This window comes from Microbacterium sp. JZ70, assembly GCF_053903225.1.
This window is the reverse complement of the sequence record NZ_CP096405.1, coordinates 2,038,765-2,064,093: the sequence shown is the minus strand read 5'-3', so window position 1 is coordinate 2,064,093 and position 25,329 is coordinate 2,038,765. Positions and strand designations below refer to the sequence as shown.

The window sequence follows — 25,329 nt, the reverse complement described above, 5'->3', positions numbered from 1 at the left end:
CCTCGCCATGCCCGCCGACACCGCACCATCCGCCGCCGCCGACCTGCGCACGCGGTTCGTCTCCTGGCTTCCGACCGCGGTCGACGCGCGCGTGCGCGTCGCGGCCTGGCTGTCGTTCATCGCCGAGACGGTCATCATCGGCACGGGCGGCGCCGTGCGCCTCACGGGGTCGGGCCTGGGCTGCTCGGAGTGGCCGCTGTGCACGCCGGAGTCACTCGTTCCGACCCCGGAGATGGGCGTGCACGGACTCATCGAGTTCGGCAACCGCACGATGACGGGCGTCGTCGGCCTCGTCGCCCTCGCCGTGCTCGTGCTCGTGTGGCGGATGCGCACCGAGCGCCGCGACCTGTTCGCGCTCGCGGCGATCGTGCTCGGCGGCATCGTCGCGCAGGCCGTGGTCGGCGGCATCACCGTGTGGACGGGGCTGAACCCCTTCATCGTCGGCTTCCACTACGCCGCGTCGCTCACCCTCGTGTGCCTGACCGCGGCGTTCCTCGTCCGCGCATACGACGCACCGGGACCGCGCAGCCTCGCGGTCCCCCGCTGGTACCTGATCCTCACGCACGTCACGTCCCTCGTGCTCGCGGTGACGATCCTCTTCGGCGTCCTGACGACCGGCTCCGGCCCGCACTCGGGCGACGCCGAGGTGATCCGCCGCGGGTTCGACGCGACGGTCCTCGCCCACGTGCACTCCTGGCCCGGCTACATCCTGCTCGGGCTCGTCGTCGTGCTCCTCGCGGCCGCCTGGACGCTCCGCCTGCCGACGCGCCGCTGGATGGCCGTGCTGCTGCTCGCGATCGGCGTGCAGATCCTCGTGGGCGTGATCCAGGCGAGGAACGGCCTGCCCGAGCTGCTCGTCGGCATCCACATGGTGCTCGCCGCGCTGTCGGCCGCGACGTTCACGGTGGTCGTGCTGCGGATGAAGACCCCTGCTGCGCTCCCCCGCGACTAGTCGCTCGTCGCCGTCGCGACGAGGATGCCGCGGGCCAGCGAGTGGAAATGACGCTGGAAGCCGAGGATCGACGGCGTCGCGTCCGACGTGATGTCGAGGTGCTCGACGTCGAGGGCGTCCACGACGAAGAAGTAGCGGTGGACCCCCGTGCCCGGAGGCGGCCCCGCGCCGATGTAGCCGGGGACCCCCGCCTCGTTGCGCAGGGTGATGCCGGGCGTGCGCCCCGCCTCGCCCGTCGCGAACGACGTCACGTCGGCGGGCACGTCGTAGACCGCCCAGTGCCAGTAGCCGGCGCCCGTGGGCGCATCCGGGTCGAAGCACGACACGGCGTACGACCGCGTTCCCTCCGGCGCGCCCGACCAGCTGAGCTGGGGCGACGTGTCGGAGCCGCCGCCGGCGGATCCCCACTGCGCGAGAGGCAGCGGCTGCCCCTCGGCGATGTCGGTGCTCGTGAGCGCGAGCGGCGCGAAGCTGCGCAGCGTCGCGAGCTCGGCGTACGGATCGTATGAGAACACAGGACTCCTTCCGATCGGCGTGGCGTCCAGACTAGCGAGAGCGCCGCTGCTCCTCCGCGAGCATCACGAGGATGCCGCTCGGGCCGCGCAGGTAGGTCAGGCGGTAGACCCCCTGGTAGTCCGCGACACCGCGCAGCGGGCGACAGCCGTGCCGGGCGGCGATCTCGAGCGCCGCATCGAGGTCGTCGACCGAGAACGCGACGCGGTGCATCCCGATCTCGTTCGGGAGGGTCGGCTCCGTCTCGAGCGCATCGGGGTGGAGGTACTCGAAGAGCTCGAGCCGTCCGCTCCCATCCGGCGTCTCGAGCATCGCGATCCGCGCGTGGTTGCCGTCGAGTCCCACCGCCGTGTCCGCCCATTCGCCGCTCACCTCGTCGCGCCCGATGACGGCGAGGCCGAGATCGCGGAAGAACGCGATCGCCTCCTCGAGGTCGCGGACGGCGATGCCGACGTTCTCCATCCTGATGCCCATGGGCGGCACGATAGGCCCGCGAGGGCGCCACCACCAGGGCCGCGGTTCACAGAGGACGCATAGCCCGCGCATCGGCCGCGCCCTGGCCAGGTCGCGAGGGTGGACCCCGCGCCGAGATGCGGCGCACAGAGGAGGATCATGACTCACCCCGCCCGTCTCACCCGCAGCGCCGCGTACTGGACGCTCGTGCTCGCATCCGTGCTCGCGATCGCGGGCGGCCTCGCGCTGTCCCTGCCCCGCATCGGCACCATGGAGGAGATGCTCCTGAACGGCACGGCGACCGGGGTGGAGGTGTACGTCGGCCAGGCCTGGATCACCCTCGCTGCGGGGCTCGTGGGCGCGGGCGCCGTCGGGCTGATCCTCGCGCTCGCCCTCGCCGCCGCGAAGGCCCTCGTCGCGCCGCGCGCCGCCGAAGCGCAGGCCCCGGCGGTGTCCGCCGAGGACGAGCCCATCGACGACGCGCCCGCCGCGCACGTGCACACCGCGCCGGCCGTCTCGGAGCCCGCCGAGATCCGCTGAGGGCGCAGGTCGGGTGCCGGGGCGGCTCAGGCCTCTCCGGCTCCCGACCGGTCGCGGCGCAACCGCGACCCCATGTCGATGAGGGCGACCGCGAACGCGACCGCGACGAAGAGCGCGACCGACATGAGCCCGATCGCGTAGGCGTCGTGGTACACCTCGAGCGCCGGCTTCTCGGCCGTCTCGCGGTAGATCGTCGCGTAGAAGAGCGAGAGACCGACCGCCGTGCCGATCGCGGTGCCGACGCGCTGTCCGAGCTGTCCGATCGATCCGGCGACGCCGCCCTGCACGGGCGGGATCTCGGCCAGAGTGAGCGTCTGGTTGGGCGAGATGACCATGCCGCCGCCGAGGCCGCCCACGACCATCACCGCGGCCATCGCCCAGGGCGTGGCGGCCGGCGGGATGAACAGCGCGGTCACGGCGAGCCCGACGACCGTCGCGAGCACGAGGACGAGGCCGACGACGACCACGGGGCGCCCGAAGCGCCCGACGAGCTGACCGCCGAACCACGACGAGACGGCGCTCGCGAGGGCGAACCCGATCGTGACCATGCCGGCGTGCAGCGCGGACACGCCGAGGCCGGTCTGCAGGAAGAGGGTCGTGAGCAGGAACAGGGCGGGCAGGCCCGTGAAGTACGCGGCCATGATGATCGTGCCGTTGCGGAACGACGACACGCGGAACAGGCGCAGCGTGATGAGGGGCGAGCCGCCCCTGCGCTCGTATCCGCGCTCCCACGCGACGAAGGCGGCCGCGAACAGCACGAAGACGACGAGCGTCCACCACCGCTCGGGGGCGTCGTCGGGCGAGCCCGTCGTGAAGAGGAAGGGCAGCATGAGCGCGACGACCGCGACGCCGAAGAGGAGCACGCCCACGGGGTCGAGCGAGACCGGGTCGCGGCTCGGCCTGCGCAGCTCCGGCAGCAGCCACAGGACGAGCCCGAAGGCGATCGCGAACAGGGGGACGTTCATCCAGAAGATCCATCGCCATCCGTCGGCCTCCCCGCCGACCGCGATGAGGAGGCCGCCGATCGTGGGGCCGAAGGCCGTGGCGAGGCCGATCATCGCGCCGAAGAGACCGAAGGCGGTGCCGCGCTCCCTGCCCGTGAACAGCTGCTGGATGGTGCCCATCACCTGCGGCATCTGGATGCCCGCTGCCACGCCCTGCAGGAGCCGCGCTGCCAGCAGCACCCAGATGTCGCCCGCGAGCGCGCACGCGGCGCTCGACAGCGTGAAGAGCACGAGGCCGATGAGCAGGAGCGACTTGCGGGACCGCTGGTCGCCGAGGCGACCCATCGGCACGAGCACGAGCCCGAACGCGAGGATGTATCCCGAGACGACGAGCTGGAGCTCGGTCGATCCGGCGCCGAAGGCCGTCTCGATCGCAGGGAGCGCGACGTTGACCTTCGAGATGTCGAGGATCGTGAAGCCCGACACGCTCACGCAGACCCAGAACGCCTCCCACCGGCGGCGGTCGGAGATCGGGATGGAGCGGGTCGGCGGCTGCGCGGGAGGGTTCGTCATCACTCAGAACGCTACCCCTGCGCGCGCCGGACGCGTCAGAACGGCAGCAGCGGGTCGACCGCGACGGCGACGAAGACGAGCGTGAGGTACGTGATCGACGCGTGGAAGACGCGCATCGGGCGCGGTCGGCTCTCGCCGTCCTGCTCGAGCACCGTGCGGTTGTAGAGCCGGTGCGACTCGTAGATGAACCAGCCGCCGAAGACGAGCGCCGACACCGAGTACACGAGGCCCATGCCGGCGACCGGGATCAGCAGGAGCGAGCACGCGACGGTCGCCCATGCGTAGAGGATGATCTGCAGGCCGACCTGGGATCCCGATCGCGTGGCCCCGAGCATCGGGACGTCGGTGTTCTCGTAGTCGACCGCGTACTTGATGGAGAGCGGCCAGTAGTGCGGCGGCGTCCACAGGAACACGAGCGCGAAGAGGATGAAGGGCGCCCAGTCCAGGCCGTTCGTGACGGCGGCCCAGCCGATGAGCACCGGGAAGCACCCGGCGATGCCGCCCCAGACGATGTTCTGCTCGGTGCGGCGCTTGAGGATCATCGTGTAGATCACGACGTAGAAGAAGATCGCGAACGCCGACAGCGACGCCGTCAGGAGATTCGTCGTCGCCAGGAACCAGACGGTCGAGACGATCGCGAGGGTCCACGCGAACACGAGCGCGCTGCGGGGCGAGATCTCCCCCGTCACGATCGGCCGGTTCTCGGTGCGCGCCATGTGCGCGTCGATGTCGCGGTCGATGTACATGTTGAACGCGGCCGCGGACCCGGCGCTCAGCGATCCGCCGATGACGGTCGCGAGCACGAGCCAGAGGTTCGGGACGCCGTTCGCGGCGAGGAACATGACCGGCACGGTCGACACGAGCAGCAGCTCGAGCACGCGCGGCTTCGTGAGCGCGACGTACGCGCGGATCTTCCGGCCGAGACGCTGACGCGAGGTCCGATCCGAATCGACGATCGTCGTGGACATGCGCTCACGTCTCCCCTCGGCTGGCACAGGCACATCCGATTCTAGGCCATCGGCGCGCCGCCCGGATCCTCCTCACACCCGTGCGGCCGGCGTCGTGAGATGCACGTCACCCGCGCGTCACAGCGCTCTGCCACACTCGGCGCAACCGGTCGTCACAGACCGGCACGCCCCATCCGCCGCGAGGCTATGCTGGGGCCAGAAACGCGCGCCCGAGTGCCGTCTGCTTCGCCTGTGTTACGGGATCCGCGGACCGAGAGCCGGGCGCACAAGCCCCACCACGAAAGGCGGTCCGGTGTCGGAACTGCGTTGGGATGAGATCGATCGGCGCGCTGTGGACACAGCACGCCTGCTGGCGGCAGACGCCGTGGAGAAGGTCGGCAACGGCCACCCGGGAACGGCGATGAGCCTCGCTCCCGCGGCGTACCTCCTGTACCAGCGGGTGCTGCGGCACGACCCTGCGGACACGCAGTGGCCCGGTCGCGACCGGTTCATCCTGTCCGCTGGCCACTCCTCGCTGACCCAGTACGTGCAGCTGTACCTCGGCGGCTTCGGGCTCGAGCTCGACGACCTCAAGGCGCTGCGCACGTGGGGCTCGCTGACCCCCGGCCACCCCGAGTACGGCCACACGAAGGGCGTCGAGATCACGACCGGCCCGCTCGGTCAGGGCCTGGCCTCGTCGGTCGGCTTCGCGTACGCGGCGCGCTACGAGCGCGGCCTGTTCGACCCCGAGGCGCCGGCGGGCGAGAGCCCGTTCGACCACCACATCTACGTGATCGCGGGCGACGGCGACCTGCAGGAGGGCGTCACGAGCGAGGCCGGCTCGCTCGCGGGCCACCAGCAGCTCGGCAACCTCATCGCGATCTACGACTCGAACCAGATCTCGATCGAGGACGACACGAACGTCGCCTTCACCGAGGATGTCGCCGCGCGCTACGAGGCGTACGGCTGGCAGGTGCTCACGGTCGACTGGAAGAAGTCGGGCGAGTACGTCGAGGACGTGCAGGAGCTGTTCGCGGCGATCGAGGCGGCCAAGGCCGAGACCTCGAAGCCGTCGCTCATCATCCTGAAGACGATCATCGGCTACCCCTCGCCGGGCAAGCAGAACTCCGGCAAGATCCACGGCGCGAAGCTCGGCGCCGAGGAGCTCGCCGCGACGAAGAAGGTCCTCGGGTTCGACCCCGAGGAGCACTTCGCGGTCGCCGACGACGTGATCGCGCACACGCGCCAGCTCGTCGAGCGCGGCGCCGCCGCGCACGCCGAGTGGCAGAAGGCGTTCGACGCGTGGGCCGAGGCGAACCCCGAGCGCAAGGCGCTGTGGGACCGCCTGCAGGCGGGCGAGCTGCCCGAGGGCATCGAGAGCGCGCTTCCCGTGTTCGAGGCGGGCAAGGACGTGTCCACGCGCGCCGCGTCGGGCCAGGTCATCAACGCCCTCGCGGCCGAACTGCCCGAGCTGTGGGGCGGCTCCGCCGACCTCGCCGAGTCGAACCTCACGACGATCAAGGACGCCGCGTCGTTCATCCCCGCCGAGTGGTCGACGCACGAGTGGTCGGGCAACCCCTACGGCCGCGTGCTGCACTTCGGCATCCGCGAGCACGCGATGGGCGCCATCCTCAACGGCATCGTCCTGCACGGCCCGACGCGCGCCTTCGGCGGCACGTTCCTCATCTTCAGCGACTACATGCGCCCCGCGGTCCGTCTCGCGGCGCTCATGAACGTGCCCAGCGTGTTCGTCTGGACGCACGACTCCGTCGCCCTCGGCGAGGACGGCCCGACGCACCAGCCCGTCGAGCAGCTCGCGACGCTCCGCTCGATCCCGAACCTCGCGGTCGTGCGTCCCGCGGACGCCAACGAGACGGGCGTCGTGTGGCTCGAGATCCTGCGTCGCCGTCAGGGCCCCGCGGGCATCGCGCTCACGCGTCAGAACATCCCCGTCTACGAGCGCGGCGACGGGGAGGCGCGCGGCGACGTGTTCGCCTCCGCGGCTCACGCCGTCAAGGGCGCCTACATCCTGGCCGAGGCGCCGAACGGCACGCCCGATGTCATCCTCATCGCGACGGGCTCCGAGGTGCAGCTCGCCGTCGAGGCGCGCGAGCGCCTCGCGGCCGACGGCGTGAACGCGCGCGTCGTGTCCGCGCCGTCGCTCGAGTGGTTCGCCGAGCAGAGCGAGGAGTACCGCGAGAGCGTGCTGCCCTCGTCCGTCACCGCGCGCGTCTCGGTCGAGGCGGGCGTCGCGCTCACGTGGCGCGGCATCGTCGGCGACAAGGGCCGCTCGGTCTCCATCGAGCACTTCGGCGCCTCCGCCGACTACAAGACGCTGTTCGAGAAGTTCGGCATCACCGCGGACGCCGTCGTGGCGGCCGCACGCGAGACCCTCAAGGAGAACGCATGACCTCCCCCACCGCAGACCTGTCCGCCGCCGGCGTCAGCATCTGGCTCGACGACCTGTCGCGCTCGCGCATCACGTCGGGCAACCTGCACGAGCTCATCGAGACGCGCGACGTCGTGGGCATCACGACGAACCCGACGATCTTCCAGGGCGCGATCTCGGCGCACGTGGGCTACGAGGACTCGATCGCGGCGCAGGCCGCGGCGGGCGCCTCGGCCGACGACGCGATCTTCGCGCTCACGACGACCGACGTGAGCGACGCCTGCGACATCTTCCGTCCGATCTACGACCGCACGAACGGCGTGGACGGGCGCGTGTCGATCGAGGTCTCCCCCGACCTGGCCCACGACACCGAGGGCACGATCGCGCAGGCGAAGCAGCTCCACGCGGCCGTCGACCGCGAGAACGTCCTCATCAAGATCCCCGCGACGAAGGCGGGCCTGCCCGCCATCACCGAGGTGATCGGCGCGGGCATCTCCGTCAACGTCACGCTGATCTTCAGCCTCGAGCGCTACGCCGAGGTCATCGACGCCTACCTCGCCGGCCTCGAGAAGGCGAAGGAGGCCGGGCACGACCTGTCGGGCATCCACTCCGTCGCGTCGTTCTTCGTGTCGCGCGTGGACACCGAGGTCGACAAGCGCCTCGCGGCGATCGGCACGGACGAGGCGCTCGCGCTCAAGTCGAAGGCCGGCCTCGCCAACGCGCGCCTGGCGTACGAGCTGTTCGAGCAGAAGTTCGCGGAGGACCGCGCGAAGGGCCTGCTCGCCGCCGGCGCGAACCTGCAGCGTCCGCTGTGGGCCTCGACCGGCGTCAAGGACCCGGCGCTTCCCGACACCCTCTACGTGACCGAGCTCGTCGCACCGGGCGTCGTCAACACGATGCCCGAGAAGACGCTCCAGGCCACGTTCGACCACGGCGTCGTCACGGGCGACACCGTGACGGGCGCGTACGAGGACGCGCGCGAGGTCTTCTCCGCGCTCGCGGGCGTGGGCGTCGACTTCGCCGACGTGACCCAGGTGCTCGAGGACGAGGGCGTCGAGAAGTTCATCGCGTCGTGGCACGACCTCCAGGAGACCGTGCGCACCGCGCTGGAGTCCGCCAAGTGACATTCGCCATCCGCGTGTCCGGTGCGGCGAGGACCGCCGCAGAGGAGGCCGTTCCCGGCCTCGTCGCGGACCTCGTCGCATCGGGCATCACCGCCGAGGACCCCACCCTGTGGGGCTCCTCGGCGGAGGGCGAGGCGGCGCGCCGGCTCGGCTGGGTCCAGGCCGTCGCGAACTCGCGCCCGCTCGTGGCGGAGATCGTCGCTCTGCGCGACGACCTCCGCGCGCGCGGCGTGGACCGCATCGTCCTCTCGGGGATGGGCGGCTCGTCGCTCGCCCCCGAGGTGATCGCGCGCTCGGCCGGCGTCGAGCTCGACATCCTCGACTCGACCTCCCCGGGCGACGTGCTGGCCGCTCTGGACGGCGGCCTCGAGCGCACGGCGCTCGTCGTCTCGTCGAAGTCCGGCTCGACCGTCGAGACCGACGCGCACCGCCGCGTCTTCGAGACCGCCTTCCGCGATCTCGGCATCGACCCCGCAGAGCGCATCGTCGTCGTGACCGACCCGGGCTCGCCGCTCGACACGGCTGCCCGAGAGGCCGGCTATCGCGTCTTCGCCGCCGACCCCGAGGTGGGCGGCCGCTACTCCGCCCTCACGGCGTTCGGCCTCGTGCCGAGCGGCCTCGCCGGCGCGGACATCGAGCGGCTGCTCGACGAAGCGGAGGCCGTGATGCTCGACGTCGCGATCGACTCGCCGTCGAACCCCGCTCTCGTGCTGGGAGCGGCGATCGCCGCGACCGAGCCGCGCCGCGACAAGCTCGGCCTCATCGCCGACGGCACGCGCCTCGAGGGACTCCCCGACTGGATCGAGCAGCTGCTCGCAGAGTCCACAGGCAAGGACGGCAAGGGCATCCTGCCGGTCGTCCTCCTCCCGGTCTCCCCCGAGGTCGAGCAGACGCCGTCCGACATGCAGCTCGTGCGCATCGTCGACGACGTCGACGATGCGCCGCACCACAACCCCGGCGAGGTGCTCGTGAGCGGAGCGCTCGGCGAGCAGTTCCTCGTGTGGGAGTACGCGGTCGCGGTCGCGTCGCGTCTCATCGGGGTGAACCCGTTCGATCAGCCCGACGTCGAGTCGGCGAAGGAGGCCGCGCGCGGACTTCTCGCGCAGCGTCCCGAGCCCGCCGCCCCCGCCTTCACGGAGGACGGCGTCGAGGTGCGCGTGAGCGACCCCGCACTCGCCGAGTCGGGGACGATCGCGGGCGTCCTGGACGCGCTGTGGGCGCGTCTGCCGGAGGACGGGTACGTCTCGATCCAGGCCTACGTCGCGCGCACCGAGGTGCCGCAGCTCGACGGCCTGCGCGAGATGGTCGCCGCCGACTCGGGTCGCCCCGCGACCTTCGGGTGGGGGCCGCGGTTCCTCCACTCGACCGGGCAGTATCACAAGGGCGGCCCCGCGCAGGGCGTCTTCGTGCAGATCACGGAGCGCACGCCGGTCGACCTCGAGATCCCCGGTCTCCCCTTCACGTTCGGGCAGCTCATCGAGGCGCAGGCCGACGGCGACGCGAAGGTCCTGGCCGCGCTCGGCCGGCCCGTCGTGACGCTCACTCTCACCGATCCCCAGACCGAGGTTCTCTCGCTGTTCGAAGCAGCGCAGTAAGGGCAAGAGGAGTCCCCCCTTTCATGACCGTTGACATCTCGCGCGGCGTCAATCCGCTGCGCGATCCCGATGACCGCCGCCTCAACCGCATCGCGGGGCCCAGTGCCCTCGTGATCTTCGGTGTCACCGGCGATCTCTCGCGCAAGAAGCTCATGCCCGCGGTGTACGACCTGGCCAACCGCGGCCTGCTGCCCCCCGGCTTCGCACTGGTCGGGTTCGCCCGCCGTGACTGGGAGGACGAGGACTTCGCCCAGGTGGTGCAGGAGGCCGTCAAGCAGCACGCGCGCACCGAGTACCGCGAGGAGACCTGGCAGCAGCTCGCGCAGGGCATCCGCTTCGTGCAGGGCGAGTTCGACGACCCCGCGGCATTCCGCCGTCTGCGCGAGACCGTCGACACCCTCGACGTCGAGCGCGGGACGATGGGCAACCACGCGTTCTACCTGTCGATCCCGCCGAAGTCGTTCCCCGTCGTCGCGCAGCAGCTGCTCGAGTCGGGGCTCGTCGACGACAAGCCCGACGACAACCGCTGGCGCCGCGTGGTCATCGAGAAGCCGTTCGGCCACGACCTCGAGTCCGCGCGCGAGCTCAACGACGCCCTCGAGGCCGCGTTCCCGGCCGACTCGATCTTCCGCATCGACCACTACCTCGGCAAGGAGACGGTCCAGAACATCCTGGCGCTGCGCTTCGCGAACGAGCTGTACGAGCCGATCTGGAACCGCAACTACGTCGACCACGTGCAGATCACGATGGCCGAGGACATCGGCGTGAGCGGTCGTGCGGGCTACTACGACGGCGTCGGCGCGGCGCGCGACGTCATCCAGAACCATCTGCTGCAGCTGCTCGCCCTCACCGCCATGGAGGAGCCGATCAGCCTCTCCGCCGAGCACCTGCGCGCGGAGAAGGAGAAGGTGCTCGCGGCCGTCACGCTGCCGGCCGACCTCTCCACGGCGACCGCGCGCGGGCAGTACGCGGGCGGATGGCAGGGCGGGAAGAAGGTGACCGGCTTCCTCGAGGAGGACGGGATGAGCCCGGAGTCGCGCACGGAGACGTACGCGGCCATCAAGCTCGACATCAACACCCGCCGCTGGGCCGGAGTGCCGTTCTACGTCCGCACGGGCAAGCGCCTCGGGCGTCGTGTGACCGAGATCGCGGTCGTGTTCAAGCGCGCCCCCGAGCACCTGTTCTCGCGCGGCCAGACGAGCGAGCTCGGCCAGAACGCGCTCGTCATCCGCGTGCAGCCGGACGAGGGCGTGACGCTGCGCTTCGGCTCGAAGGTCCCGGGCGCCGGCACGAACGTCCGCGACGTCACGATGGACTTCGGGTACGGCCACGCGTTCACCGAGGCCAGCCCCGAGGCGTATGAGCGGCTCATCCTCGACGTGCTGCTCGGCGACCCGCCCCTGTTCCCCCGCCACGAGGAGGTCGAGCTGTCCTGGCGCATCCTCGACCCCGTGGAGGAGTACTGGGCTTCGCTCGACGAGCCGCTCGAGCAGTACGACTCCGGGTCGTGGGGGCCGGCATCCGCCGACGCGCTCCTCGCCCGCGACGGCCGCGTTTGGAGGCGCCCGTGATCATCGACCTTCCCGACACCAGCGTCAGCGAGGTCGCCAAGCGCCTCGTCTCCGTGCGCGAGGAGGGCGGCGCGGTCGCTCTCGGCCGCGTGCTCACGCTCATCATCAAGTCGAAGCGGACGCTCGACGAGGCCGTCATCGACGCCGCGAACGACGCGTCGCGCGAGCACCCGATGCGCGTCATCGTGCTCGTGACCGACCCGCGCGGCGAGGCGAGGCTCGACGCCGAGATCCGCGTGGGCGGCGACGCGGGCGCGAGCGAGGTCATCGTGCTGCGCGCATTCGGCCCCGCGGCGAGCAACGAGGAGACCCTCATCACCGGCCTGCTGCTGCCCGACGCGCCCGTCGTCGTGTGGTGGCCCGACGAGCCGCCCGCACGCCCCGGCAAGGACGCGCTCGGCCGCATCGCCCAGCGGCGCATCACCGACACGTCCACCGCTCCGTACGCGCCAGACCGCCTGCGCCAGCTCGACCTCGTCTACACGCCCGGCGACACCGACCTCGCGTGGACCCGCCTCACGCGCTGGCGCGAGCAGCTCGCTGCGGTGCTCGACCAGCCGCCGTTCGAGCCCGTCACGGCCGTCGAGGTGCGCGGCGCCTCGACGTCTCCGTCGACCGCCCTCCTCGCCGCCTGGCTCGGGATGGCGCTCGACGTGCCCGTCGGGTGGTGCTACGAGGCGCCCGAGCGCTGGAACCACGGCATCCACTCCGTCGTGCTGCGCCGCGCGGGAGGCGACATCGTGCTCGAGCGCACGAGCGCGACGCACGCGCGCCTCACCCAGCCGGGCCAGCCCGACCACGTGCTCCTCCTCCCCCGCCGCTCGCTGCGCGAGTGCATCGCCGAGGAGCTGCGTCGCCTCGACCCCGACCTGCTGTACGGCCGCGTCCTCACGGACGGCTGGGAGCGCCTGGGGCCGCCCACGGAGGAGTTCTGATGGCCGACGCCGACACGCGGGTCGTCGTCCAGCCCGACAAGCCCGCGCTCGCGGAGCACGTCGCGAACCGCTTCGTGGGACTGCTGGCGCAGCTCACCCAGCTCTCGCGCCCCGTGCACGTGTCGCTCACGGGCGGCTCGATGGGCATCGCGGTCCTCGAGGCGACGGCCGCGCACCCCTGGCGGGACAACATCGACTGGTCGCTCGTCCACCTGTGGTGGAGCGACGAGCGGTTCGTGCCGCGCGGCGATGCCGAGCGCAACGCGGGTCAGGCCCGCGCGGCGCTCATCGACCGCATCGCCATCCCGGCCGAGAACGTCCACGCGCCGGCCGCAGCCGACGACGGGGTCACCCTCGACGAGGCGGCGACGGCCTACGCGGACGAGCTCGCGCGCTTCGCGTCGTCCGAGGAGCGCCGCTTCCCCGCGTTCGACGTGTGCTTCCTCGGCGTCGGCCCCGACGGCCACGTCGCCTCGCTCTTCCCCGATCGCGGTGAGGTCGCGGTGACCGACGCCGTGGTGCTGCCGGTGCGCGACTCCCCCAAGCCGCCGCCCGAGCGCGTCACGTTCACCCGCCCCGTCATCAACGGCTCCGCGCGGGTGTGGATGGTGCTGGCCGGCGCCGACAAGGCCTCGGCTCTCGGGCTCGTAATGGCGGGCGCGAGCTACGCCTCCGTTCCGGCGGCGGGCGCATACGGCACCGAGCAGACGATCGTGTTCACCGATGCGGCCGCGGCCGCCGAGGTGCCCGACGACCTCATCGACCCCGACTAGACATCGCGAGCGAAGCGAGCCGCCTCCGGTCGTTGAGCGAGCGCAGCGAGGCGAAACGCATCGCGAGCGCAGCGAGCCGCCTCCAGTCGTTGAGCGAGCGAAGCGAGGCGAAACGCATCGCGAGCGCAGCGAGAAGGCCCCCGATCCTCAGGATCGGGGGCCTTCTCGCGGATCGGCTACTGGCCGCGCTTCTCGCGGAGCTTCTGCAGCGCGTCGCCGAGGAGCTCTTCGGCCTCCTCGTCCGTGCGGCGCTCCTTCACGTACGCGAGGTGCGTCTTGTAGGGCTCGTTGCGCGAGGCCTCCGGCGGGTTCTCGCGGTCGCGCCCCGCAGGCAGCCCGGAGTGCGGATGGTCGATGACGTCGGGGATCTCCTCCTCGGCCACGCCCGCCGCGTAGTACCGCACGGTCTCGTTGCCGAGCGCATCCCAGTACGACACCGCCACGCGATCGGCGTGGTGGCCGTGGTCCTGCTCGCCCATAGGGCCCGATCCGACGCGCGTCCCGCGGATCGCGTTGCCGCCGACGGCCATCAGATCACCTGGAACTTGGTGATGAGGCCCAGGCCGACGATCGAGAGGAACCACACCAGCGCGAGGATGACGGTCAGGTAGTTCAGGTTGCGCTCGGCGAGGCCCGACGAGCCCACGGCCTGCGACATCCCGCCGCCGAACATGTCGGAGAGCCCGCCGCCGCGGCCCTTGTGCAGGAGGATGAGCAGCGTCAGCAGGAGGCTGGTGACGCCCAGGATGACCTGGAGGATGAACTCGAGAACTTCCACGGAGAGCCTTTCGTGAGTGCGCGCGTGCGCCGCGCACAGGAGTTCAGTATACGGCGAGGGGCATGCGGCCCGAGCGCACGCGCCCGGGCCGCATGCGCTCACACGCCGACGTGCTTCTCGAAGCGGATGATCGAGGCGAACTCGTCGACCTTGATGCTGGCTCCGCCGACGAGCGCACCGTCGACGTCGGGCTCGCGCATGAAGCTCGCGATGTTGGCCGCCTTGACCGAGCCGCCGTAGAGCACGCGCGTGCGCGCCGCGGTGTCGGCGCCGAGCCTGTCGGCGAGCACCTCGCGGAGCTTCGCGCACACCTCCTGCGCCTGCTGCGGCGTCGCGGCCTGGCCCGATCCGATCGCCCAGACCGGCTCGTAGGCGACGACGATCTCCGCGTCGGCGGGCACGCCCGCGATCGCCTTCTCGAGCTGCGCGACCGGCACGGCGCTCGCGCCGTGCTTCTCGAGGTCCTCGCTCGTCTCGCCCACGCAGATCACGGGGACGAGCTCGTGGCGCAGCGCGGCCTGGACCTTCGCGGCGACGACCTCGTCGGTCTCCGCGTGGTACTCGCGGCGCTCCGAGTGCCCGATGATGACCTGCGACACGGCGAGCTTCTTGAGGAACGCGCCCGAGATCTCGCCCGTGTAGGCGCCCTCGTCGTGCGTCGACAGGTCCTGCGCGCCCAGCGTGAACGCGATCTTGTCGGCGTCGAGGAGCGTCTGCACGCTGCGCAGGTCGGTGAACGGCGGGAAGACCGCCACCTCGACGCTGCCGTCCTCGTGCTTGGCGTCCTTGAGAGCCCAGTGCAGCTTCTGCACGAGCGCGACCGCCTGCAGGTGGTCGAGGTTCATCTTCCAGTTCCCCGCGATCAGCGGGGTCCTCTTCGTCACGCCCATCCGAGCACCTCCAGTCCGGGAAGCTTCTTGCCCTCGAGGAACTCGAGGCTGGCGCCGCCGCCGGTCGAGATGTGACCGAACGCCGAGTCGTCGAACCCGAGCTGGCGCACGGCGGCCGCGGAGTCTCCCCCGCCGACGACGCTGAGTCCGTCGACCTCGGTGAGCGCCTGCGCCACGGCCTTCGTGCCCGCCGCGAACGGCTCGAGCTCGAACACGCCCATCGGGCCGTTCCAGAACACGGTCTTCGAGCCGCGGATGGCCTCGGCGAACGCCGCCGAGGTCTCCGGTCCGATGTCGAGCCCGAGGCCCGAGGCGCCGAAGGGCGACTCCTCGATCGCGTCGGCCGCGGTCACGACGTGCTCCGCGTCGGCGCCGAACTTCGAGGCCACGACCACATCGGTCGGGAGGATCAGCTGCACGCCCTTCTCCTCCGCCGTGCGGATGTACCCCTGGGCGGTCTCGATCTGGTCGGCCTCGAGGAGGCTCGACGCGACCTTGTGGCCCTGCGCGGCGAGGAACGTGAAGAGCATGCCGCCGCCGATGAGGATGCGGTCGACACGCGGGAGCAGGTGGTCGATGACGCCGAGCTTGTCGGACACCTTCGATCCGCCGAGCACGACCGTGTACGGGCGCACCGGGCTCTCGGTCAGGGTGTCCAGCACCTCGAGCTCCTTGGCGATGAGCAGGCCGGCGGCGCTCGGGAGCTTCTGAGCGAGGTCGTAGACGCTCGCCTGCTTGCGGTGCACGACGCCGAACCCGTCGGACACCATCACGTCGGCGAGCTCGGCGAGCTGATCGGCGAAGGCGCCGCGCTCTGCGTCGTCCTTCGCGGTCTCGCCCGCGTTGAAGCGCAGGTTCTCGAGCACGGCGAGCTGGCCGTCCTCGAGTGCGCCGGCGGTCTCGCGCGCGGAGTCGCCGACCGTGTCCGTCGCGAAGGCGACAGGGCGGTCGAGCAGCTCGGCGAGACGGTCCGCGACCGGCTTGAGGCTGTACTGGGGGTCGGGCTCGCCCTTGGGGCGCCCGAGGTGCGAGACCGCCACGACGCGAGCGCCCGCGTCGAGCAGGGCGGTCAGCGTGGGCAGCGACGCGCGGAGGCGGCCGTCATCGGTGATGACGCCGTCCGCGAGCGGGACGTTGAAGTCGCATCGGATGATGACGCGCTTGCCGGCGAGATCGCCGAGGGTATCGAGTGTTCGCAGTGACATCGTTTCTCAATCTACAGGCGGGAAGCCCGCCGGCACGGGTGCACACCACATGCCGACGGGCTTCCCGGGAGCTGTCCGTCTGTCAGAACTTCGAGGCGACCAGCTCGGTGAGGTCGACGAGGCGGTTCGAGTAGCCCCACTCGTTGTCGTACCACGACGAGAGCTTGACCTGCGTGCCGAGCACGCGGAGCAGGCCGGCGTCGAAGATCGACGAGTGCGGGTCGTGCGTGATGTCGCTCGACACGATCTCGTCCTCGGTGTACTTGAGGATGCCCTTGAGCGGGCCCTCCGCGGCCTCCTTGTAGGCGGCCTTGATCTCGTCGAGGGTGAGCTCGCGCTCGGTCTCGACCGTGAGGTCGGTGATCGAGCCGGTGGGGACCGGCACGCGGAGCGCGAAGCCGTCGAGCTTGCCCTTGAGCTCGGGCAGCACGAGGCCGATGGCCTTGGCCGCACCGGTCGAGGTCGGCACGATGTTGAGCGCGGCGGCGCGGGCGCGGCGGAGGTCCGAGTGCGGACCGTCCTGGAGGTTCTGGTCCGCCGTGTACGCGTGGACCGTGGTCATGAGGCCGCGAACGATGCCGAACTTGTCGTTGAACACCTTCGCCAGGGGTGCGAGGCAGTTCGTGGTGCACGACGCGTTCGAGATGATGTGGTGGTTCTCGTGGTCGTACTGGTCCTCGTTCACGCCGAGGACGAACGTCGCGTCCTCGCCCTTCGCGGGAGCCGAGATGATGACCTTCTTCGCGCCGCCCTCGATGTGCTTGCGCGCGTCGTCGGCGTTCGTGAAGCGACCGGTCGACTCGATGACGATGTCGACGCCGAGCTCGCCCCAGGGCAGGGCCGCCGGGTCGCGCTCCGCGAGGGCGGCGATCTTGCGGCCGCCGACCGTGATCGACGTCTCGTCGTAGGTGACCTCCTGGTCGAGCACGCCCAGGATCGAGTCGTACTTGAGCAGGTGCGCGAGGGTCTTGTTGTCGGTGAGGTCGTTGACGGCGACGATCTCGAGGTCAGCCCCCTGCGCGAGAGCCGCGCGGAGGTAGTTGCGGCCGATACGACCGAAGCCGTTGATTCCGATCCGAACAGACACTGGGTCTTCTCCTGAATATCGTTGGTGCGCCCGCACAGGCGCTGTGGAGGGGAAGGCCGTCCGGGCGGGCTCGCACCCCGCGTCGGACGGCCGTGTCACTCAGGACGCTACCAGGAGACCGGCGGTCTTCTCGCGTGCGGCGGCGAGACGCTGCTGCACGTTGTCCCAGTTGACGATGTTCCAGAACGCCTTGACGTAGTCCGCCTTCACGTTCTGGTAGTCGAGGTAGAAGGCGTGCTCCCACATGTCCAGCAGCAGGACGGGGACGGTGCCCGCCGCGAACTGCGACTGCTGGTCGAAGAACTGCTGGATGATCAGCTGCTGGCCGATCGAGTCCCAGAAGACGCCGGCCCAGCCGGACCCCTGGATGCCGAGGGCGGCCGCGTTGAACTGGCCTTGGAAGCCCTCGAACCCGCCGAAGTACTCGTCGATCGCCGCGGCGATCTCGCCCTCGGGGCGCTCCTGGCCCTCGGGCGTGAGGTTCGTCCAGAAGATCGAGTGGTTGGTGTGCCCGCCCAGGTTGAACGCGAGGTCCTTCTCGAGCTTGTTGACGTTCGCGAACTCGCCCTTCGCACGAGCCTCAGCGAGCTGCTCGAGCGCGGTGTTGGCGCCGGCGACGTACGTCGCGTGGTGCTTGGAGTGGTGCAGCTCCATGATGCGGCCGCTGATGTGCGGCTCGAGGGCTGCGTAGTCGTAGGTGAGCTCCGGGAGCGTGTACTTCGCCATGCGTCGATTCTTCCCATCTCTCGGCGCCGCCGAGCGGCGCTGTCCGGTGCCTCCCCGCTGCGCGGACGGAGGGTTCCCTCACATCCTAATGACGCGGGGGGACCGGGGATGGGCCTTGACGCCGGATTACTCCGCGCCGACGGGCACCGCGGCCTGCGTGCCCGGGATGCCCTCCTGCTCGGCGCGCTTGTCGGCCATCGCGAGCAGACGGCGGATGCGACCGGCGACGGCGTCCTTCGTGAGCGGCGGGTCGGCGTGGTGTCCGAGCTCGTCGAGGCTCGCGTCGCGGTGCGCGAGTCGGAGCGTGCCGGCCTCGCGGAGGTGGTCGGGGACGTCCTCGCCGAGGATCTCGAGGGCGCGCTCGACGCGCGCGCACGCGGCGACGGCGGCCTGCGCCGAGCGGCGGAGGTTGGCGTCGTCGAAGTTCACGAGGCGGTTGACGCCAGCGCGCACCTCGCGGCGCTGCCGCATCTGGTCCCACTCGGCCGCGACCTTGACGGCGCCGATCGCCTGCAGCATGCCGCGGATGCCCTCGGCTTCGCGGATGACGACGCGCGGGACGCCGCGCACCTCGCGCGCCTTCGCGGAGATGCCGATGCGCCCGGCCGCTCCGACGATGGCCATGCCGGCCTCGCCGGTCGGGCAGGCGACCTCGAGCGACGCCGAGCGTCCCGGCTCGGACAGGCTGCCGGCGCCGAGGAAGGCGCCGCGCCAGATGGCGGCCAGGTCGTCGCGCGTGCCGGTGGTCAGCCGGTTGGGGAGACCGCGCACGGGGCGGCGGCGCTGGTCGAGCAGGCCGGTCTGCCGCGCGAGCGTCTCGCCTCCGTCGACGACTCGCACCGCGAAGTGCTCGCCGTCGCGCGACCCCGAGCCCTGGATGTGCGCGATCTCGGGGCGGACGCCGTAGATCTCGGCGATGTCGCGCGCGACGCGGCGCGCGAGGTGGGGCGAGTCGACCTCGGCCTCGACCGCGACGCGGCCGGCGATGGAGTGGAGGCCGCCCGAGAACCGCAGCAGCGCCGTCGTCTCAGCGATCCGAACCGAAGGACGCGGGTCCCTGACGGTGATCAGCTCTGCCTTGACATCGGCGGTCAGTGACACGGATTTCCCCACTCTCGAAGACGGTGATTCGGCCATTTTGGCGCAAGGGTCAAGCTTAGCCGCCATACCCCCGCAGAGACCGGGTGCGAACTCCCAGCCGACGGGGTTATGGCGCCATCGGCGCCGTCTACTCGCGCCCGAGATCGCGGTGCCGCACGCGGACCGCGACACCCGGGACATCCTTCAGCCGCTCCGCCAGCGCCAGCGCCATCGCGACGGAGCGGTGCTTGCCGCCCGTGCACCCGACGGCGACCGTGGAGTGGCTCTTGTTCTCGCGCTGGTAGCCCTCGAGCACGGGTGTCAGGGCCTCAGCGTACGCGTCGAGGAACGCGCGCGCACCCTCCTGATCGAGCACGTAGTCGCTGACCGCAGGGTCCTGCCCGGTGAGCGCGCGGAGGTCGTCGTTCCAGAACGGGTTGGGGAGGAACCGCATGTCGGCGACGAGGTCCGCGTCGGGCGGCAGACCGTACTTGAACCCGAAGCTCATGACGGTGACGCGGTGCCGCGGCGCCCCCTCCTCGCGGAGGAGGTCGGTCACGTGCGTGGCGAGCTGGTGGATGTTGTAGCTCGAGGTGTCGATGATGATGTCGGCGCTGCCGCGCACGGGAGCGAGGATCTCGCGCTCTCGGCGGATGCCGTCGAGCAGCGTGCCGTCGCCCTGCAGCGGATGGGGCCGGCGCACGGCCTCGAAGCGGCGCACGAGCACGTCGTCCGACGCGTCGAGGAAGAGCATCCGGAGGTTGTTGCGCTCACGCAGCGCCTGGGTGGCCGCCGGCAGCTCGGCGAAGAGGTCGCGGCCGCGCACGTCGACGACCGCCGCGATCCGCGGGAGCTGGTCGCCGAGGCGCCCGGAGAGGTCGAGCAGCGGGCGCAGCATCTGCGGCGGCAGGTTGTCGACGACGTACCAGTCGAGGTCCTCGAGCGCGTTCGCGACCGTCGAGCGGCCCGCACCGCTCATCCCGGTCACGATCAGGACCTCGCCCGCTGTCTCCGTCATCGACGCCAGCCTAGCGATCATCCGCTCCTGCCGCCTCGACGGCGGCCTCGCGCGCATCGTCGCGGTGCAGGTGCTCGTAGATCGTCGCCGCGAGCTTCGGTCCGATCCCCGGGAGCTCCTCGATCTGCTCGATCGTCCCCTCGCGGAGGGCGGCCACCGAGCCGAAGTGCCGGAGCAGGGAGCGGATGCGCGCGTCGCCGAGCCCCGGCACCTCGCTCAGCACCGTGCGGATGTCGCGACGCCGCCGCTTGCGCTGGTGGGTGATCGCGAACCGGTGCGCCTCGTCGCGCAGACGCTGGACGAGGTAGAGCGCCTCCGACGTGCGCGGGAGGATCACGGGGTAGTCCTCCCCCGGCAGCCAGAGCTCCTCGAGGCGCTTCGCGATCCCGCACAGCGCGATCTCCTCGTGGCCCGAGTCCGCGAGCGCGCGGGCGGCGGCCGCGACCTGCGGCTGTCCGCCGTCGACGATGAGGAGCTGCGGCGGGTACGCGAATCGCCGCCGCTTCGCGGGGGCCGTGACGACGCCGTCCTCGCCGCTCGTCGCGAGCTCCGCGGCGTCGGGCTCGACCTCCTCGGGGCGGTCGAGGTACGCGAGCCGGCGCATGAGCACCTGGTGCATCGAGTCGGTGTCGTCGGTGGTCTCGGCGATCGAGAACGACCGGTACTGGTCCTTGCGCGGCAGCCCGTCCTCGAACACGACCATCGACGCCACGACGTTCGTGCCCTGCAGGTGCGAGATGTCGTAGCACTCGATGCGCAGCGGCGCCTCGTCCATCCCGAGCGCCTCCTGCAGATCGCTGAGCGCCTGCGAGCGGGCGGCGTAGTCGCTCGTGCGCCGCGTCTTGTGCCGCATGAGGGCCTGCGTGGCGTTGAGGGTCGCATTGCGCAGCAGCTCGGCGCGCTGGCCGCGCTGCGCCACGAGCACCTCCACGCGGCGGCCGCGCTTGCCGGTGAGCCACTCCTCGATCTCCGCCGCATCGGGCGGGAGGACGGGCACGAGCACGCGACGCGGGATGTCGGCGGGCGCCGCATCGCCGTACACGCGCTGGAGGATCTGGTCGACGAGGTCAGGGCCCGAGATGTCGAGCTCCTTGTCGATCGTCGTCGAGTGGACGCCGCGCACGCGGCCGCCGCGGATCACGAAGTGGTGGACGGCCGCGGAGAGCTCGTCCTCCGCGACGCCGAACAGGTCCGCCTCGGTGTCCTCGGGCAGCACGAGCGCGCTCTTGTTGAGGACGGCGTCGATCGAGGCGAGCTTGTCGCGGTACACCGCCGCCTGCTCGTAGTCCATCGCGGCCGCCGCCGCCTTCATCCGCGCGGTCAGCTCGCGCGTGAAGCGCTCGTCGCCGCCGTTCATGAACGCGATGAAGTCGTCGACGATCGCGCGGTGCTCCTCGATCGTCACGCGCTGCGAGCAGGGGCCGCCGCACTTGCCGATCTGCCCGGGGAAGCACGGCCGCCCCGTCTGCATCGCGCGCTTGTAGGACGCGTCGCTGCACGTGCGGATCGGGAACACCTTGATCATCAGGTCGATCGTGTCGCGCACGGCCCAGATCTTCGGGTACGGCCCGAAGTACTTCGCGCCGGGGATGCGCCGGTTGCGCGTCACCATCACGCGGGGCGCCTCGTCGCCCAGAGTGATCGCGAGGAACGGGTACGACTTGTCGTCCTTGTAGCGGACGTTGTACGGCGGGTCGAACTCCTTGATCCACTGGTACTCGAGCTGCAGCGAGTCGACGTCGGTGGGCACGACGGTCCACTCCACGGACGACGCGGTCGTGACCATCCGCCGTGTGCGCTCGTGGAGCGTGTGCAGCGGCGCGAAGTAGTTCGACAGCCGCTGCCGGAGGTTCTTCGCCTTCCCGACGTAGAGCACCCGCCCGTGCGCGTCGCGGAAGCGGTACACGCCGGGGTTCACGGGGATCTCCCCCGGCTTCGGCTTGTACGGGAGGTGGTCGGCCATGTCAGCCGGCCTTGCGCTGCCGTTCGGCCATCCCGAGCACCTCGGCGAGGAACGCGCCCGTGTGGCTGCCGTCGGTCTTCGCGACCTGCTCTGGCGTGCCCGTCGCGACGATCGTTCCGCCGCCCGAGCCGCCCTCGGGGCCGAGGTCGACGATCCAGTCGGCCGACTTGATGACGTCGAGGTTGTGCTCGATCACGATGACGCTGTTGCCCTTGTCGACGAGCCCGTTCAGCACCTCGAGGAGCTTGCGGACGTCCTCGAAGTGCAGACCCGTCGTCGGCTCGTCGAGCACGTAGATCGAGCGCCCGTTGCTGCGCTTCTGCAGCTCGGTCGCGAGCTTGACGCGCTGCGCCTCGCCGCCGGAGAGGGTCGTCGCCGCCTGCCCGAGCCGGACGTAGCCCAGCCCCACATCGACGAGCGTCTTCATGTACCGGTGGATGGCCTGGATCGGCTCGAAGAACTCCTCGGCCTCGGCGATCGACATCTCGAGGACCTCGGCGATGTTCTTGCCCTTGTAGTGCACCTGCAGGGTGTCGCGGTTGTAGCGCTTGCCGTGGCACACCTCGCAGTCGACGTAGACGTCGGGGAGGAAGTTCATCTCGATCTTGAGCGTGCCGTCGCCCGAGCACGCCTCGCACCGCCCGCCCTTGACGTTGAAGCTGAAGCGGCCGGCCTTGTAGCCGCGCACCTTCGCCTCCGGCGTCTCCGCGAACAGGTTGCGGATGCGATCGAAGACGCCCGTGTAGGTCGCGGGGTTCGACCGCGGCGTGCGCCCGATGGGCGCCTGATCGACGTGCACGACCTTGTCGAGGTGCTCGAGGCCCGTGACGCGCGTGTGCTTGCCGGGCACGGTGCGGGCGCCGTTGAGGCGCTGCGCGAGCACCTCGTAGAGGATGTCGTTCACCAGGGTCGACTTGCCCGACCCGCTCACGCCGGTGACCGCCGTGAGCACGCCCAGCGGGAACTCGGCGGTCACGTTCTTGAGGTTGTTCGCACGGGCCCCGACGACCGAGAGCATGCGCTTGCGGTCGATCCGGCGGCGCTTGCGCGGGATCTCGATCATCCGCCGGCCGGCGAGGTAGTCGCCGGTGAGCGACCGATCGTCCTCGACGAGCGCCTCGAACGGACCGGAGTGGATGACCTCTCCCCCGCCGATGCCCGCGCGCGGGCCGATGTCGACGACCCAGTCGGACGCCTCGATCGTCTCCTCGTCGTGCTCGACGACGACGAGCGTGTTGCCGAGGTCGCGCAGCGTGACGAGCGTCTCGATGAGTCGCCGGTTGTCGCGCTGGTGGAGGCCGATCGACGGCTCGTCGAGCACGTAGAGCACGCCCGTCAGGCCCGTCCCGATCTGCGTCGCGAGCCGGATGCGCTGCGCCTCCCCGCCCGAGAGCGACCCGGCGGCGCGGCTCAGCGTGAGGTAGTTGAGGCCGACCTGGATGAGGAACTCGAGGCGGACGCGGATCTCGCGCAGGATCTGCGCGGCGATCTGCTTCTCGCGGTCGGTCAGCGTGACCTGGTTCATCATCGCGAGCGTGTCCTCGAGGCTGAGGTCGGCCGTCTCGGCGATCGACCGGCCGCCCACCTTTACCGCGAGCACCTCGGGCTTGAGGCGCGCGCCCTCGCACACGGGGCAGGGGACCTCGCGCAGGTACTCCGCCCACCGCGCTCGCGTGGTGTCGGTCTCGGCCTGCGCGTACTGGCGCTCGATGTAGGGCACGACGCCCTCGAAGCCGCTCGCGTACCGGACCTCGCGGCCCCAGCGGTTCTTGAACCGCACGTTGACCTTGTAGTCCTGCCCGTGCAGGACCGCGTCCTTCACGATCTGCGGGAGCGCCCGCCACGGGGTGTCGAGCGAGAAGCTCATCTCGTCGGCGAGGCCCTCGAGGAGACGCTCGTAGTACTGGAAGAGGCCCTTGCCCTGCGTCGTCCACGGCACGATGACGCCCTCGCGGATCGAGAGCTCCTCATCGCCGAGCATGAGCTCGACGTCGACGGACATCCGGGTGCCGAGACCCGAGCACGCGGGGCAGGCGCCGAACGGGGCGTTGAACGAGAACGTGCGCGGCTCGATCTCGGTGAGCTGGAGCGCGTGCCCGTTGGGGCAGGCGAGCTTCTCGGAGAACGACTGCCACGCGTCGTCGCCCTCCTCGTCGACGAAGTTGACCTGGAGGACGCCGCCCGCGAGGCCGAGCGCGGTCTCGACGGAGTCGGTCACGCGGCCGAGGATGTCGGCGCGAGCGACGAGACGGTCGACGACGACCGCGATGTCGTGCTTGTACGACTTCTTGAGCACGGGCGGCTCAGCCAGCTGCACGAGCTCGCCGTCGACGACCGCGCGCGAGTAGCCCTTGGCCGCGAGCTCCTTGAAGAGGTCGACGAACTCGCCCTTCTTCTGCGTGACGACAGGCGCGACGATCTGGTAGCGCGTGCCCTCCTCGAGGGTCATCAGCTGGTCGGCGATCTGCTGCACGGTCTGGCGCTGGATCCGCTCGCCGCACTGCGGGCAGTGCGGCACGCCGATGCGCGCCCACAGGAGGCGCAGGTAGTCGTAGATCTCGGTGATCGTGCCGACGGTCGAGCGCGGGTTCCGGTTCGTCGACTTCTGGTCGATCGACACCGCGGGGCTCAGCCCCTCGATGAGGTCGACGTCGGGGCGGTCGACCTGGCCGAGGAACTGGCGCGCGTACGCGCTCAGCGACTCGACGTAGCGCCGCTGCCCCTCCGCGAAGATCGTGTCGAACGCGAGGCTCGACTTCCCCGAGCCCGACAGGCCGGTGAACACGACGAGCGCGTCGCGCGGGATGTCGAGGTCGACGTTCTTGAGATTGTGCACGCGGGCACCGCGGACACTGATCTTTCCGGGCGAGGCGACGGGGATGATGGGCACGATCCAATCCTACGGACCCCCACGGACATCTGGACGTTTGTTCGACGTGTTCGCTCAGCGGATTCGAAGATCCGCGCGTGACGAGCGGTGCCGCGCATCCCCTGTCCTCCGCGCCCCGGGAGGCGCACACTGGAGGGAGAGGAGATGATCAGCATGGAGAGCGGCGCACCACCACCCGCATCTCCGGGAGCGCATCCGCGAGGCGGGCGGCATCTACGAGTGGGCCAACGACGTGCTCATCCGCATCGCTGGACCCGCGCAGCTCGGCGACGGACCCGGCGCGCCGTGCACGCACTGCGGTCGCACGCGCGTCGAGCACGTCGAGCGCGACGGCGTGCTCTACTGCCCGGAGGACTGAGTGCAGCCGCGTCCGCGCCGGGCCC

The 25,329-nt window shown here is 70.9% G+C and carries 23 protein-coding genes; 9 read left to right on the top strand and 14 right to left on the bottom strand.

The features are described 5' to 3' along the window. Window positions 1-7 precede the first annotated feature (7 nt). Complete coding sequence (locus M1D46_RS09320; RefSeq protein ID WP_421075748.1) at window positions 8-952, top strand: COX15/CtaA family protein; 945 nt, start codon at window positions 8-10, stop codon at window positions 950-952. On the opposite strand, the gene M1D46_RS09315 is transcribed toward M1D46_RS09320, so the two are convergent. Beyond that, on the bottom strand, window positions 949-1,467 hold the full coding sequence (locus M1D46_RS09315; RefSeq protein ID WP_456285396.1) for a YbhB/YbcL family Raf kinase inhibitor-like protein: 519 nt from the start codon (window positions 1,465-1,467) through the stop codon (window positions 949-951). The two genes, M1D46_RS09320 and M1D46_RS09315, sit on opposite strands and share 4 nt — an antisense overlap. 31 nt (window positions 1,468-1,498) lie before the next feature. Next, window positions 1,499-1,939 carry a VOC family protein gene (locus M1D46_RS09310; RefSeq protein WP_282979827.1) on the bottom strand — a complete coding sequence of 147 codons (441 nt, stop codon included), beginning with the start codon at window positions 1,937-1,939 and terminating at the stop codon, window positions 1,499-1,501. 138 nt (window positions 1,940-2,077) lie between these two features. Here M1D46_RS09310 and M1D46_RS09305 point away from each other — a divergent pair, with 138 nt between their 5' ends. Then, window positions 2,078-2,458 (top strand): dinucleotide-utilizing enzyme, encoded by a 381-nt coding sequence (locus M1D46_RS09305; RefSeq protein WP_456285395.1) that lies wholly within the window; start codon window positions 2,078-2,080, stop codon window positions 2,456-2,458. A gap of 26 nt (window positions 2,459-2,484) precedes the next feature. Here the strand turns inward: M1D46_RS09305 and M1D46_RS09300 are convergent, their stop codons facing one another. Both M1D46_RS09300 and M1D46_RS09295 read right to left on the bottom strand, forming a co-directional pair. Further along, the gene (locus M1D46_RS09300) at window positions 2,485-3,975 is read right to left on the bottom strand and encodes an MFS transporter (RefSeq protein ID WP_456285044.1); all 1,491 of its coding nucleotides are present in this window, start codon (window positions 3,973-3,975) and stop codon (window positions 2,485-2,487) included. Between the two features lie 35 nt (window positions 3,976-4,010). After that, window positions 4,011-4,943, bottom strand: coding sequence for a heme o synthase (locus M1D46_RS09295; RefSeq protein ID WP_271174049.1), 933 nt, complete (start codon window positions 4,941-4,943; stop codon window positions 4,011-4,013). 292 nt (window positions 4,944-5,235) lie between these two features. On the opposite strand from M1D46_RS09295, the gene tkt reads away from it, so the two are divergent. From tkt to pgl, 6 genes are read left to right on the top strand one after another with little or no spacing between them, the layout of a single operon-like run. After that, window positions 5,236-7,332: a transketolase gene (gene tkt, locus M1D46_RS09290; RefSeq protein ID WP_456285394.1), complete on the top strand. Its 2,097-nt coding sequence runs from the start codon at window positions 5,236-5,238 to the stop codon at window positions 7,330-7,332. Then, window positions 7,329-8,435 carry a transaldolase gene (gene tal, locus M1D46_RS09285; protein ID WP_271174047.1) on the top strand — a complete coding sequence of 369 codons (1,107 nt, stop codon included), beginning with the start codon at window positions 7,329-7,331 and terminating at the stop codon, window positions 8,433-8,435. Before tkt ends, tal begins: the two co-directional genes overlap by 4 nt. Continuing rightward, the gene (locus M1D46_RS09280) at window positions 8,432-10,030 is read left to right on the top strand and encodes a glucose-6-phosphate isomerase (RefSeq protein WP_271174046.1); all 1,599 of its coding nucleotides are present in this window, start codon (window positions 8,432-8,434) and stop codon (window positions 10,028-10,030) included. Before tal ends, M1D46_RS09280 begins: the two co-directional genes overlap by 4 nt. A 23-nt stretch (window positions 10,031-10,053) precedes the next feature. After that, on the top strand, window positions 10,054-11,601 hold the full coding sequence (gene zwf / locus M1D46_RS09275) for a glucose-6-phosphate dehydrogenase (protein WP_271174045.1): 1,548 nt from the start codon (window positions 10,054-10,056) through the stop codon (window positions 11,599-11,601). Continuing rightward, a complete protein-coding gene (locus M1D46_RS09270) occupies window positions 11,598-12,536 on the top strand; it encodes a glucose-6-phosphate dehydrogenase assembly protein OpcA (RefSeq protein ID WP_456285393.1) in 939 nt (312 codons plus the stop codon). The genes zwf and M1D46_RS09270 overlap by 4 nt, the downstream gene beginning before the upstream one ends. After that, window positions 12,536-13,309 (top strand): 6-phosphogluconolactonase, encoded by a 774-nt coding sequence (pgl, locus tag M1D46_RS09265; protein ID WP_456285392.1) that lies wholly within the window; start codon window positions 12,536-12,538, stop codon window positions 13,307-13,309. Before M1D46_RS09270 ends, pgl begins: the two co-directional genes overlap by 1 nt. A gap of 176 nt (window positions 13,310-13,485) precedes the next feature. On the opposite strand, the gene M1D46_RS09260 is transcribed toward pgl, so the two are convergent. From M1D46_RS09260 to uvrA, 10 genes are all read right to left on the bottom strand, one after another. Then, complete coding sequence (locus M1D46_RS09260) at window positions 13,486-13,839, bottom strand: RNA polymerase-binding protein RbpA (RefSeq protein WP_271174041.1); 354 nt, start codon at window positions 13,837-13,839, stop codon at window positions 13,486-13,488. After that, window positions 13,839-14,087 carry a preprotein translocase subunit SecG gene (gene secG / locus M1D46_RS09255; RefSeq protein ID WP_271174040.1) on the bottom strand — a complete coding sequence of 83 codons (249 nt, stop codon included), beginning with the start codon at window positions 14,085-14,087 and terminating at the stop codon, window positions 13,839-13,841. Before secG ends, M1D46_RS09260 begins: the two co-directional genes overlap by 1 nt. A 98-nt stretch (window positions 14,088-14,185) precedes the next feature. Beyond that, complete coding sequence (tpiA, locus tag M1D46_RS09250; RefSeq protein ID WP_271174039.1) at window positions 14,186-14,977, bottom strand: triose-phosphate isomerase; 792 nt, start codon at window positions 14,975-14,977, stop codon at window positions 14,186-14,188. Next, window positions 14,968-16,182, bottom strand: coding sequence for a phosphoglycerate kinase (locus M1D46_RS09245; RefSeq protein ID WP_271174038.1), 1,215 nt, complete (start codon window positions 16,180-16,182; stop codon window positions 14,968-14,970). The genes tpiA and M1D46_RS09245 overlap by 10 nt, the downstream gene beginning before the upstream one ends. A gap of 82 nt (window positions 16,183-16,264) precedes the next feature. Further along, window positions 16,265-17,269, bottom strand: a complete 1,005-nt coding sequence (gene gap, locus M1D46_RS09240; protein ID WP_271174037.1) for a type I glyceraldehyde-3-phosphate dehydrogenase — start codon at window positions 17,267-17,269, stop codon at window positions 16,265-16,267. A gap of 99 nt (window positions 17,270-17,368) precedes the next feature. Then, window positions 17,369-17,995, bottom strand: coding sequence for a superoxide dismutase (locus tag M1D46_RS09235; protein WP_271174036.1), 627 nt, complete (start codon window positions 17,993-17,995; stop codon window positions 17,369-17,371). A gap of 126 nt (window positions 17,996-18,121) precedes the next feature. After that, window positions 18,122-19,096: a DNA-binding protein WhiA gene (gene whiA / locus M1D46_RS09230; RefSeq protein ID WP_271174035.1), complete on the bottom strand. Its 975-nt coding sequence runs from the start codon at window positions 19,094-19,096 to the stop codon at window positions 18,122-18,124. Window positions 19,097-19,223: 127 nt separating this feature from the next. Continuing rightward, complete coding sequence (gene rapZ / locus M1D46_RS09225) at window positions 19,224-20,093, bottom strand: RNase adapter RapZ (RefSeq protein ID WP_271174034.1); 870 nt, start codon at window positions 20,091-20,093, stop codon at window positions 19,224-19,226. A gap of 10 nt (window positions 20,094-20,103) precedes the next feature. Continuing rightward, window positions 20,104-22,056, bottom strand: coding sequence for an excinuclease ABC subunit UvrC (gene uvrC / locus M1D46_RS09220; RefSeq protein WP_456285391.1), 1,953 nt, complete (start codon window positions 22,054-22,056; stop codon window positions 20,104-20,106). Window position 22,057: 1 nt separating this feature from the next. Beyond that, entirely contained in the window at window positions 22,058-24,946 is a 2,889-nt protein-coding gene (uvrA, locus tag M1D46_RS09215; RefSeq protein ID WP_456285390.1) for an excinuclease ABC subunit UvrA, read from the bottom strand. Window positions 24,947-25,178: 232 nt separating this feature from the next. Here uvrA and M1D46_RS09210 point away from each other — a divergent pair, with 232 nt between their 5' ends. Next, a complete protein-coding gene (locus tag M1D46_RS09210) occupies window positions 25,179-25,304 on the top strand; it encodes a hypothetical protein (protein WP_456285389.1) in 126 nt (41 codons plus the stop codon). Window positions 25,305-25,329 lie beyond the last annotated feature (25 nt).

Coding starts and splice junctions, on each gene's coding strand:
- M1D46_RS09320 (WP_421075748.1), top strand. CDS start 8: ATGCCCGCCGACACCGCACCATCCGCCGCCGCCGACCTGCGCACGCGG.
- M1D46_RS09310 (WP_282979827.1), bottom strand. CDS start 1,939: ATGGGCATCAGGATGGAGAACGTCGGCATCGCCGTCCGCGACCTCGAG.
- M1D46_RS09305 (WP_456285395.1), top strand. CDS start 2,078: ATGACTCACCCCGCCCGTCTCACCCGCAGCGCCGCGTACTGGACGCTC.
- M1D46_RS09300 (WP_456285044.1), bottom strand. CDS start 3,975: ATGACGAACCCTCCCGCGCAGCCGCCGACCCGCTCCATCCCGATCTCC.
- M1D46_RS09295 (WP_271174049.1), bottom strand. CDS start 4,943: ATGTCCACGACGATCGTCGATTCGGATCGGACCTCGCGTCAGCGTCTC.
- tal (WP_271174047.1), top strand. CDS start 7,329: ATGACCTCCCCCACCGCAGACCTGTCCGCCGCCGGCGTCAGCATCTGG.
- zwf (WP_271174045.1), top strand. CDS start 10,054: ATGACCGTTGACATCTCGCGCGGCGTCAATCCGCTGCGCGATCCCGAT.
- pgl (WP_456285392.1), top strand. CDS start 12,536: ATGGCCGACGCCGACACGCGGGTCGTCGTCCAGCCCGACAAGCCCGCG.
- M1D46_RS09260 (WP_271174041.1), bottom strand. CDS start 13,839: ATGGCCGTCGGCGGCAACGCGATCCGCGGGACGCGCGTCGGATCGGGC.
- tpiA (WP_271174039.1), bottom strand. CDS start 14,977: ATGGGCGTGACGAAGAGGACCCCGCTGATCGCGGGGAACTGGAAGATG.
- M1D46_RS09245 (WP_271174038.1), bottom strand. CDS start 16,182: ATGTCACTGCGAACACTCGATACCCTCGGCGATCTCGCCGGCAAGCGC.
- M1D46_RS09235 (WP_271174036.1), bottom strand. CDS start 17,995: ATGGCGAAGTACACGCTCCCGGAGCTCACCTACGACTACGCAGCCCTC.
- rapZ (WP_271174034.1), bottom strand. CDS start 20,093: ATGACGGAGACAGCGGGCGAGGTCCTGATCGTGACCGGGATGAGCGGT.
- uvrC (WP_456285391.1), bottom strand. CDS start 22,056: ATGGCCGACCACCTCCCGTACAAGCCGAAGCCGGGGGAGATCCCCGTG.